This window comes from Actinomadura geliboluensis, assembly GCF_005889745.1.
Taxonomy (GTDB): Bacteria; Actinomycetota; Actinomycetes; order Streptosporangiales; family Streptosporangiaceae; genus Spirillospora; species Spirillospora geliboluensis.
Genome location: NZ_VCKZ01000337.1, coordinates 1 through 10,036, shown reverse-complemented (window position 1 = coordinate 10,036; position 10,036 = coordinate 1). Strand labels below are relative to the sequence as shown.

The 10,036-nt window shown below is 75.4% G+C and carries 10 protein-coding genes; 4 read left to right on the top strand and 6 right to left on the bottom strand.

Annotation, left to right across the window (positions count from 1 at the left end):
- The coding region (locus ETD96_RS33545) for an endonuclease/exonuclease/phosphatase (RefSeq protein WP_138640503.1) at positions 1-1,802 on the top strand (1,802 nt) is incomplete at its 5' end.
- 126 nt (positions 1,803-1,928) lie between these two features.
- Positions 1,929-2,114 (top strand): hypothetical protein, encoded by a 186-nt coding sequence (locus ETD96_RS33540; RefSeq protein ID WP_138640502.1) that lies wholly within the window; start codon positions 1,929-1,931, stop codon positions 2,112-2,114.
- Positions 2,115-2,346: 232 nt separating this feature from the next.
- Here ETD96_RS33540 and ETD96_RS33535 read toward each other — a convergent pair whose 3' ends face one another.
- The 4 genes from ETD96_RS33535 to ETD96_RS33520 form a co-directional block, all read right to left on the bottom strand.
- Positions 2,347-2,889, bottom strand: coding sequence for a Clp protease N-terminal domain-containing protein (locus ETD96_RS33535; RefSeq protein WP_138640501.1), 543 nt, complete (start codon positions 2,887-2,889; stop codon positions 2,347-2,349).
- Positions 2,886-3,113, bottom strand: coding sequence for a helix-turn-helix domain-containing protein (locus ETD96_RS33530; RefSeq protein ID WP_089328125.1), 228 nt, complete (start codon positions 3,111-3,113; stop codon positions 2,886-2,888). The genes ETD96_RS33535 and ETD96_RS33530 overlap by 4 nt, the downstream gene beginning before the upstream one ends.
- Positions 3,114-3,199: 86 nt before the next feature.
- On the bottom strand, positions 3,200-5,683 hold the full coding sequence (locus ETD96_RS33525; RefSeq protein ID WP_138640500.1) for a beta propeller repeat protein: 2,484 nt from the start codon (positions 5,681-5,683) through the stop codon (positions 3,200-3,202).
- Between the two features lie 111 nt (positions 5,684-5,794).
- A complete protein-coding gene (locus tag ETD96_RS33520) occupies positions 5,795-6,349 on the bottom strand; it encodes a DUF1707 SHOCT-like domain-containing protein (RefSeq protein ID WP_138640499.1) in 555 nt (184 codons plus the stop codon).
- A gap of 203 nt (positions 6,350-6,552) precedes the next feature.
- Here ETD96_RS33520 and ETD96_RS33515 point away from each other — a divergent pair, with 203 nt between their 5' ends.
- Both ETD96_RS33515 and ETD96_RS33510 read left to right on the top strand, forming a co-directional pair.
- Positions 6,553-7,137: a Uma2 family endonuclease gene (locus ETD96_RS33515; protein ID WP_138640498.1), complete on the top strand. Its 585-nt coding sequence runs from the start codon at positions 6,553-6,555 to the stop codon at positions 7,135-7,137.
- A gap of 2 nt (positions 7,138-7,139) precedes the next feature.
- A complete protein-coding gene (locus ETD96_RS33510) occupies positions 7,140-7,835 on the top strand; it encodes a cupin domain-containing protein (protein ID WP_338072627.1) in 696 nt (231 codons plus the stop codon).
- A gap of 8 nt (positions 7,836-7,843) precedes the next feature.
- Here ETD96_RS33510 and ETD96_RS33505 read toward each other — a convergent pair whose 3' ends face one another.
- Both ETD96_RS33505 and ETD96_RS33500 read right to left on the bottom strand, forming a co-directional pair.
- Entirely contained in the window at positions 7,844-8,848 is a 1,005-nt protein-coding gene (locus ETD96_RS33505; RefSeq protein WP_138640497.1) for a sugar phosphate isomerase/epimerase family protein, read from the bottom strand.
- Positions 8,849-8,850: 2 nt separating this feature from the next.
- Positions 8,851-9,990 (bottom strand): Gfo/Idh/MocA family protein, encoded by a 1,140-nt coding sequence (locus ETD96_RS33500; protein ID WP_138640496.1) that lies wholly within the window; start codon positions 9,988-9,990, stop codon positions 8,851-8,853.
- Positions 9,991-10,036 lie beyond the last annotated feature (46 nt).

The window sequence follows — 10,036 nt, the reverse complement described above, 5'->3', positions numbered from 1 at the left end:
CTTCCGCCGCCCCCCGCCCCGTCCGCATCCACGACGTCCAGGGCGCCGCGCACGTCTCGCCCCTGAACGGCGCCAGGGTCGCCCGCGTCCCCGGCGTCGTGACCGCGGTGACGACGAACGGGTTCTGGATGCAGGACCCGCACCCCGACCGGAGCGCGGCGACGTCCGAGGGCGTCTACGTCTTCACCCGCACCCGGCCGGGCGCCGCCGTCGGCGACGCGGTCCGGGTCGACGGCAGGGTCAGCGAGTTCCGCCCGGACGGCGCGTCCTCCGGCGGCCTCACCCGCACCGAGATCGACGCCACCGCGGTCGCCGTCACCGCGCACGGGGCGCCGCTGCCGCCGCCGGTCGTCATCGGCGGCCCGCACGGCCGCCGCGCGCCCGGCGCCGTGATCGACCGGGGGCACGGCGACGTCGAGCGGGGCGGCGGGTTCGACCCGCGCCGCGAGGGCCTCGACTTCTACGAGGCGCTCGAAGGCATGCGGGTCGCGATCGGCGACGCCGTCGCGGTCGGCCCGTCCCGCTACGGCGAGCTGCCCGTGCTGCCCGCGAACGGCGCCGGCGCCGGCGCGCGGACCGCGCGCGGCGGCATCCTGCTCCGCGACCGCGACGCCAACCCCGAGCGGATCATCCTCGACGACGCGCTCGCCCCGCTGCCCGGCATGAACGTCGGCGACCGGCTGCCCGGCGTCAACGTCGGCGTCCTCGACTACTCCTACGGCGACTACAAGCTGCTGCTCACCGCGACCCCGGAGCGCGCCGCCGGCACGCTGGCCCGGGAGACGACGCGCCCGCAGCGGCCCGGCGAGATGGCCGTCGCGACCGCCGCGCTCGACGGGCTGCACCCCGACGCGCCGCCCGCCCGGTTCGCCGCGCTCGCCGACGACATCGTGCACGGCCTGCGCTCCCCCGACCTCATCGCGGTCAGCGGGGTCGGCGACAACAGCGGCCCCGAGGACGACGGCACCACCGCCACCGACCAGACCGTCGCGCAGCTCGTCACCGCGGTCAGCGCGGCGGGCGGCCCCGCCTACGACTGGCGCTCGGTGGACCCGCGCGACAACGCCGACGGCGGCGAGGACGGCGACAACGAGCGGTCCGGGTTCCTGTTCCGCACCGACCGGGGGCTGGCGTTCGTCGACCGCCCCGCGTCCGGCGATCCGATCCCGGACGCGCCGTCCGACCGGCCCGACCCGGCCGTCACCGCGGTCCGGGCCGTCCCGCGCGGCGCCACCGCCGGGCTGACGCTGAGCCCCGGCCGGATCGCGCCCCGCGACGCGGCCTGGGCGGGCACGCAGAAGCCGCTCGCCGGGGAGCTGACCTGGCGCGGCCACCGGTTCATCGTGATCGCGAACCGGTGGTACCCGAGCACCGCCGACGACCAGCCGCTGTTCGGCCGCCGGCAGCCGCCGTCCCGGCCCACCGAGTGGCGCCGCTTCGCGCAGGCCCGCACGGTGACGGGCTTCGTGAACTCGGTCCGCAGGGTGGACGCGAACGCGCGCGTGATCGTCGCGGGCGACCTCAACGACCGCGGGACGTCCACGCCGCTGCGCACCCTCACCACGGGCGCCTGGCGCACCCCCGGCGCCGGGCTCGCCGACCTGCCCGCCGAGCTGCCGGCGGGCGACCGCTACACCGCGGTGACCGCGGGCAACTCCGAGGACCTCGACCACATCCTGCTCAGCGCGTCGCTGCGCAGGCGCAAGCACGAGTTCGACATCGTGCACCGCAACGCGGAGTTCGCGGACCGGGCGGGCGAGCGCGACCCGACGGTGGTCCGCATCGACATGTCCGGGAAGTAGCACCCCCATTTTGGGAGATGCCGAAACGATCGTCGCGGCATGTCCCTGAATACCGCCGGTGTTATTCCGCGACCGGGCCGGGCACCGAGGGTTCGTCACACCCCCCACCGGGAGGAGACACCCTCCATGGCGACCCGTTACAGGCCGCACATCAGCCTGCTCGGCCTCATCTACATCATCATCGGCGTGTTCATCGCCTGGGACCGCGGCTACATCGACGAGAGCCTCGTCCAGCGCGTCGTCAGCGCGCTGCTGGCCGTCTTCCTGTGGGTCCTCGTGCTGCTCGGCGTCGACTTCCACATCGACTTCTGAGCCCTCCGGCCGGGCACGGGCCGTCCCATGTCCCCCGCCAACCGGGACGGCCCGTGTCCATGGAGACAGGAGCACATCGCGCCCGGGTCATAGACCGCGCAGTGCCCAGGAGGTTACTTTCCGCCCATGACGAAAAAAGACTGCAGTTGCGGACACGGCGGCGGATGCTCGTGCGCGAAGGGCTGCTCCTGCGGCTGCAACGGCTAGCTCCGGCAGCCGCACCTAGACACAGCTAAGCCGCCCGGCGGAGATCCGCCCAGAGCGCTCCCCGGTCGACGCCGAGGTCCCGGAGGACGCCCACCGCCCCGCCGGCGCCGTCGGCCAGCAGGCCCCACAGCAGGTCGTCCAGGCCGGCGTGTGCCCGGCGCGCGCGGCGCGCGGCCCAGAACGCCACCTCGACGGCCTTGCGGGCGCTCTCGTCCAGCACGATCGCGGCGCCCGGCCCTGCCAGCGTGACCCGCAGCGGACGCAGCGGCGCGCGCCGCAGCGTCCACAGCGCCGGGTCGTCCGGCCGCGCCGCCGTTGCCCCGCTCACCCGGCGGCGCACCTCGTCGAGGTCGATGCCGAGGGTCGCGAGCAGTGCGCGGTCCCGGCCGGGACGCGCGCCGACGGCCGCCCTGACGTCGTCGGGCGCGGCTCCGACCGGACGGGAGTCGGCGAGCGCGGCGAGCAGGAACGCGTCGCTCAGGTAGGCGCGCTCCGCCTCCACCGCCAGCCGGCCGGCGCGCACGACCGTGCGCCGCGCGTCCGGTGCGAACCTGTCGAGCATGGTCATCGCCTCTCCCCGCTCAGCCGTGCCGCGTGCTTCTTGTGGACGGACTGGCGCCGCACGCCGAGCGCGGCAGCGACGGCCTGCCACGACCACCCCTGCGCACGCGCGTTGCGGACGTGCAGCGCCTCCAGCTCGTCGGTGAGCCTGCGCAGCGCCGCCACGGCGGCGAGCCCCACCGCGGGATCGGCGCTGTCGGCGGCCTCCGCCAGCTCCCTCACGGACGTCATGCCGTCAGCCTAGGCTGACATCCGAGATTTGTCAGCCCAGACTGACAGATCGTCCGGGCGGAGCCGCTTTCTTTCGGAGGGGGCCGCTACTTCGGGACGGGGGTGCGCCAGAGGGTCGGGGTGCCTTCGTCGGTGCCCGTGGCGAGGAGGTCCGCTCCGAGCGTGGTCAGCGCGGTGAGCCGCTGCTCGCCGTGCCCGCTCAGCCCGGCGACGCCGAGGCGGCGCCAGGTCGTCCCGTCCGGGGAAGTGAGGACGGCGGCGTCGCCGCCGGTGTCCGCGGTCACGACGAAGCCCTGCGGGGTCGCGGTGACGGCGGCCGCGGTCAGGCCGGGGCCGAGGTTGCGCTGCGTCCAGGTCGCTCCGGCGTCGGTGGAGACCAGCGCGGTCGCGGACGCGGAGAGCGCCACGAGGGTGCGGCCGTGCGCGGCCACCCCGGTGAGGGGCGCGGTGAAGGCGGGCGGCGGCTTGGCGGCCGTCCACTTCACGCCGTCCGGGGACGTCCAGATGGCGGGCGCCTTGCCGCGGGCCCCGACCGCCACGTACGCCCCGTCCGCCGCCGCGACGTCGGCGGGGACGCCGTCGAGGACCGCGCGGCTCCAGGTGCGGAGGTCGGCGGAGCGCCAGGCCGTGCGGGGACCCACCGCGACGTAACCGGACGAGCCCGCGGCGACGGCGACCGGCACCGGACCGGCGGGGAACGCGACCTTCTGCCACGCCTGGCCGTCTTGCGAGGTCAGCACCAGAGGTGCGGCCACGGCCCCGGCGGTGCGGCCTACCGCCGCCCAGCCACGGCTCCCGTGCGCGACGTCCGTCAGCCACCGGCCGGGGGGAACCTGAGCCCGCGCCCAGCGCAGCCCGTCAGGGGCAGTCCAGATGGCGGCCGCGCCGTTCGTGCTGCCCACCGCTACCGCCATCGCGGGGCTTGCGGCGATCGCCCTGACCGAGCGCTCCGGATTGACGGCGCCCGGCACGGCGTCCAGGTCGACACCGTGCAGGTAAGCGTCGTCGCCCTGCCGCCCGGAGACCGCGAGCGCGCCGCCGGCGGCCACCGTCAGCCCGCTGCCGCGCACCGGCGCCGGGATGCTACCGCCCGGCCGCCAGGTACGGCCGTCGGTGCTGCGCAGGATCGTGTGGGCGCCCTTCGCGCCGCGCACGATGGCGGCGAGCCCGTCCGGCGTGCCGCCGAACCGCTCGATGCCGCCGCCGGGGAAGCGGCTCACCGCCTGCCACTTGAGGCCGTCCGGCGAGGTGAACACGACCCCGAACCGGGTGGTCTTCCGGCGCTTCTTGCTCCCGGTCGTCTGCCTGCCCTCGCGGACGGCCGCGAACCCGCCGGGACCCGCCGTCAGCCCCTTCGCGGGCCCGTAGGAGCCCTGCGCCTGCGGGACGGCCGCGGCGGCCCACGTCCGGCCGCCGTCCGCCGAACGCCAGAGCCCTTCGCCGACCACCGTCCGGGTGACCTTCTTGCGGCCCCGCTTCTTGACGACCTTCTTCGCGGTCGTGCCGTGCGCCACGACGACGCCGCCGGACGCCGCCACGGCGTCGAGGCGGGTGGCCGCCGGGGCGGTGCCGCGCTGCCAGGTGCGCCCGTCGGCGGAGGCCCAGGTGACGGCATGGCCCTTCGCCGCGCCCACGGCCAGGAAGCCCTGGGCGGTGCGGGTCAGGCCGGTCACCTGGTCGGCCGGCGTGAACGCGGCGCCCGCCGGGTGGCGGCTCCAGGTCTTGGCGTCCTTGCTCGTCCACGCGATCGCGGCGCCGGCGGGCGTCCGGCCGAGCGCCGCCCAGTGCCCGGCCGCGCCCGCGACGAGGCGCGGCGCCTCGCCCGGTGCGGGCGCGGCGCCGTCCGGCGTGCGGATCTCGGCGAGCGTCCAGGCGCGGCCCGCGTCGGTGGAGGTCAGGAAGCGCGCCCGAGCGGCGGCGGGCGCGCCGGTGCCCTCGGTGCCGGCGGCGACGATCGTCGCTCCGGCGGAGGCGACCGCGGTGAGGTCCTGGACGAGGCCGTCGGACGCGGCGGCCGGGTCGAGGGCGAACATCCCGTCCGCCGCGACGGGGCCGGGGATGCCCGGCTCGGCGGGCGCGTCCTCGCGCTGCGCCACCACGACGATCGTCCCCGCGGCGACCACCACGAGCGCCACCCCGACGGCCGCGCGCACCCGCAGGCGGCGCCACAGCACCGGCTTCTGCGGCGTGGGCGGAAGGGGCTTCGGGGGGCCGGCGACCAGCACGTCCCCGGGGTCGGGCTTCGCGGGCTTCGCGGATTTCGCAGGCTTCGCGGGCTTCGGCCTGGGCGGCTTGGCCGCCTTCGGCGCCTTGGCCGCGGGCTTCGGCGCGGCGGGCTCGGGGGCCGCGGCCGGCTTCGCGCGCTCGCGGGGCGGGGCGCCGTGCCCCCAGGTCAGCCCGGCGGCCCGCCATGCCTCGTAGGCGCGCTGCCAGGGCGACAGGGCGGCCGGGAGGTCGGCGATGTCGCCGGCGACGCCGAACGTCAGCCGGCGGCGGACCTGGCGGGAGCCCGCCGGGTCCTCCTCGGCCGTCCGCGGGGCCTCGTCCTGCTCCGGGGTCCTCGCCGTCACACGCGCTCCTTCACGGTCCTGTCGGACCACCATCAAATCGCGCCACGGGACGCCGTGTACCGACATCCGCGTGAACGGCGGCCAATGGGGCCGCTGGAGCGTTCTATCACTTCAGAGCCGACGTATCAGACCTTTCACCCGGATAGCCCCCTTGTACGCATAACCCCGGACATGGACGACCGGTGCGCCGGCCGGCGGGTCGCCGTGCACCTCGGTGGAGACCCCCGCACCGTCCGCTTCCACGCGGACACCGGGCGGCGCGATGATCTCCACCGTGGACTTGTAGGCGAGCACCCGCAGCGTCGTGACCGGGCCGTCCAGTTCGGCGGCCTGGAGGTCGAGCGTCCCCGTCCCCTTGTAGACGACGGTCGTGAACCGTTCGGGCAGCCTCCACCGCCCGGCGCGGGTGACCGAGGTCTTGTAGGCGATCTGGAACCGCCCGGCGGGCGCGGTCCCGGGGCAGGGCGCGGCGTCGCGGGCGGACGGCAGGTCGGCGGCCACGGCCCCGAGGTCGGCGTGGGTGCGCGCGGCGAGCACGCGGTCGATGCGCTCGTCCAGTTCGGGCTCGTCGAGGCGCCCCTCGGCGAAGGCGGTGTGCAGCCGGACGAGCATGTCGTCGCGGTCGCGGTCCGAGGCGCGCAGTGCGGGATGCTGTTCGACGCTCATCGCATCTCTCCTTCGAGGCCGGCGCTCCGCAGCCTGCACCCTCCAGCCCGTGGAGGGTCAAACGCGATACATCGTAACTCGCCGCCGCGCGGCGTTCGAGACATTCGGCCGCATCCCGACGCGCGATCATGCTTGCGGCCGCTTCGGACGTCCGTCCGCTAAATTCGGAACCGCCCGTAGATCGAGGAGAGGGGGGACGATCCATGGGCGGGACGCTCGGCCGCGCACACGGCCCGTACACGCTGTACGATCTCGACGCCCTTCCCGAGGAGGGCCGCCGCTACGAGCTCGCCGACGGCTGGCTGCACGAGCTGCCCGGCGACCTGTGGCACGACCACGCCGCCGAGCAGCTGAAGACCGTGCTCAAGGACGCGGCGCGCCAGGCCGACGCCGACGTCCACATCGCCGGCGCCCCGCAGGACGTGACGACGCCGTCCGGCATCCGCAAGCCCGACGTCTTCGCCGTGTCCCGCGACGTCGCCCGCAGCGCCCTGGAGCGCCAGACCCGCACCTACTACGGCCCCGACCTCATCCTGGTCGCCGAGGTCGTCACGCCGCGGACGGTCAACGAGCAGATCGACCGCGTCCGCAAGGTCGAGGAGTACGCCGCGACGGGCATCCCGCACTACTGGCTGGTCGACCTGGAGCCGCGCCCGACCATCACGCTGCTCGAACTCAGGGACGACCAGTACGAGGTGGCGGGCCGGGCGCGCTCGGGCGAGGTGCTCGCCGTCGACCGCCCCTACCCCATCGCCTTCGACCCGGCCCGCCTCTCCGAAATGGACTGACCGTGCTGCTGATCACGACGCTCGACGCCTGGCGGGCCGCGGCCGGCCCGCGCTTCGTCCTCTCCGACGCGGGGGCGGTGTGGGCGCCGGAGGAGGCCGCGCTCGCCGTCGCCGACGACGCGTTCCCCGGCGGCGGGCAGGTCGTCGCCGTCGAGCTCGACCCCGCGCCCGGCGCGGTGCCCGGGCGCGGGACGGTCGACACGACGACCGCGGCCCGCGTCCGCTACCTGCGGCGCGGCCCGGACGGGCGGCACGTCGCGCTGCTCGACCGGCCCGCCACCGCCGCCGCGCTCGACCTGCTGCCGCATCCCGAGGGCGGCTGGTACCGGGAGACGTGGCGGTCGGGCGTCTCCCTCGTCCCGGACGGCTACCCGGGCGAGCGCGCGAGCGCGACCGGCATCTACTTCCTGCTGCCGCCCGGCGAGGAGTCGATGTGGCACGCCGTGCGGTCCGCCGAGGTGTGGCTGTGGCACCGGGGCGGGCCGCTGGCGCTGCTGCTCGGCGGCGACGGCGAGCGCCCGTCCGGCGACCCGGAGACCGTCGTGCTCGGCGACGGCCTGGCGGACGGGCAGGTCCCCCAGGCCGTCGTGCCGCCCGGCGTGTGGCAGGCCGCGCGCCCCGCCGGGGACGAGGAGGTCCTCGTCAGCTGCGTGGTCTCCCCCGGCTTCGACTTCGCCGACTTCCGCGCCCTGCCGTAACCCCCCGCTCAGTCCGAGGAGAACGCGGCGTCGAACGCGCCCTCCGGCGGCGTCATGGCGTTCAGCGCGCGGACGAACTCCAGCGCCTCGGGCGCGCCCTGGAGGCGGTCCATGCCGGCGTCCTCCCACTCGACCGAGATCGGGCCGTCGTAGCCGATCGCGTTGAGGGCGCGGAACACGTCCTCCCACGGCACGTCGCCGCGGCCGGTGGAGATGAAGTCCCAGCCGCGCCGCATGTCCGCCCACGGCAGGTGCGACGACAGCCGCCCGCGCCGGCCGTCGCCCGTGCGGACCTTGGTGTCCTTGCAGTCGACGTGGTAGATCCGGTCGCGGAAGTCGAACAGGAACCCGACCGGGTCGAGCTCCTGCCACACGAAGTGGGACGGGTCGAAGTTCAGCCCGAACGCGGGGCGGTGCCCGATCGCCTCCAGCGTCCGGACGGTCGTCCAGTAGTCGTAGGCGATCTCGCTCGGGTGGACCTCGTGCGCGAACCGGACGCCGACCTCGTCGAACACGTCCAGGATCGGGTTCCAGCGCTCGGCGAAGTCGGCGTAGCCGCGCTCCACCATGGCGTCGGGGGTGGGCGGGAACATCGCGACGGTGTGCCAGATCGAGGAGCCGGTGAAGCCGACGACGGTGTCCACGCCCAGCTTGGCGGCGGCCCGCGCGGTGTCCTTGATCTCCTCGGCGGCGCGCTGTCGGACGCCCTCGGCCTCACCGTCGCCCCAGATGCGCTCGGGCAGGATGGCCTTGTGCCGCTCGTCGGGGTTGTCGCAGACGGCCTGCCCCACGAGGTGGTTGGAGATCGCCCACACCTTCAGGTCGTGCTTGGCGAGCGTCTCCAGCTTGCGCGGGATGTAGGAGTCGTCGGCGAGGGCCTTGTCGACCTCGAAGTGGTCGCCCCAGCAGGCGATCTCCAGGCCCTCGTAGCCCCAGCCGGACGCGAGCCGGCAGACCTCCTCGAACGGCAGGTCCGCCCACTGGCCGGTGAACAGGGTGATCGGTCGTGCCATGGTCATGCGCTCCCTTCGACGTCGACCCAGCAGCGGGACGCCGCGCTGTCGGCGACCGCGGCGAGGACGCGCTGCACCTGCAGCCCGTCCGCGAACGACGGCCGCGGGTCGGTGCCGTCCGCGATGGCGGTGAGCAGGTCGGCCATCTGGTGGGTGAAGGTGTGCTCGTAGCCGAGCATGTGGCCGGGCGGCCACCAGTGCCCGGCGTACGGGTGGACGGGCTCGGTGACGACGATCCGGCGGAACCCGGCGGTCGCGTCGTCCTCCGTCCGGTCGTAGAACCACAGTTCGTTGAGCGACTCCAGGTCGAACGACAGCGCGCCGGACGAGCCGCTGACCTCGATGCGCAGCGAGTTCTTGCGGCCGGTGGCGAACCGGGTCGCCTCGAACGAGGCGAGCGCGCCGCCGTCGGTGCGCCCGATGAACAGGGCGGCGTCGTCCACGGTGACCCGCGCGGTGCCGCCGCCGGGCACGGGGCGCTCCGGGACGAAGGTGTCCATCAGCGCCGACACGCCGACGAGCGACTGCCCGGTGATGAACTGCGCGGTGTCGATGATGTGCGCGCCGATGTCGCCGAGCGACCCGGACCCGGCCTTGTCGCGGTCCATCCGCCAGGTGAACGGCGCCGCCGGGTCGGCGAGCCAGTCCTGGAGGTACTGCGCGCGGACGTGCCGGACGGTGCCGATGCGCCCCTCGTCCACCAGCCGCCGGGCGAGGGTGACCGCCGGGACGCGCCGGTAGTTGAACCCGACCATCGAGCGGATGCCGCGCTCGCGCGCCCGGTCCGCGGCGGCGGCCATCGCCTCGGCCTCCGCGACGGAGTTGGCGAGCGGCTTCTCGCACAGCACGTGCTTGCCCGCGTCCAGCGCGGCGACCGCGATCTCGGCGTGGCTGTCGCCCGGCGTGCAGATGTCGACGAGCTGGACGTCGTCGCGGCGGAGCAGCTCCTTCCAGTCGGTCTCGATCGACGCCCAGCCGAGCGCGGCGGCGGCGGCGCGGGCGCGGTCGGCGGAGCGTCCGGCCAGGGCGGTCATGACGGGCGTCAGCGGCGGCCCGAAGAACGGCCCGACGCTGCGCCACGCCTGGGAGTGGGCGCGTCCCATGAACGCGTGCCCGACCATCCCGACTCCGACGGTCGTCATGTTCAGCTCACCTCTCTGTGTCATCTTCCGGGGCGGCCCCCGGCCC

What these genes read in the sequence shown, in the direction of transcription:
- ETD96_RS33530 (WP_089328125.1), bottom strand. Translation starts at nt 3,113, where the DNA reads ATGACGTCCGTGAGGGAGCTGGCGGAGGCCGCCGACAGCGCCGATCCC.
- ETD96_RS33535 (WP_138640501.1), bottom strand. Translation starts at nt 2,889, where the DNA reads ATGACCATGCTCGACAGGTTCGCACCGGACGCGCGGCGCACGGTCGTG.
- ETD96_RS33520 (WP_138640499.1), bottom strand. Translation starts at nt 6,349, where the DNA reads ATGAGCGTCGAACAGCATCCCGCACTGCGCGCCTCGGACCGCGACCGC.
- ETD96_RS33515 (WP_138640498.1), top strand. Translation starts at nt 6,553, where the DNA reads ATGGGCGGGACGCTCGGCCGCGCACACGGCCCGTACACGCTGTACGAT.
- ETD96_RS33500 (WP_138640496.1), bottom strand. Translation starts at nt 9,990, where the DNA reads ATGACGACCGTCGGAGTCGGGATGGTCGGGCACGCGTTCATGGGACGC.
- ETD96_RS33540 (WP_138640502.1), top strand. Translation starts at nt 1,929, where the DNA reads ATGGCGACCCGTTACAGGCCGCACATCAGCCTGCTCGGCCTCATCTAC.
- ETD96_RS33505 (WP_138640497.1), bottom strand. Translation starts at nt 8,848, where the DNA reads ATGGCACGACCGATCACCCTGTTCACCGGCCAGTGGGCGGACCTGCCG.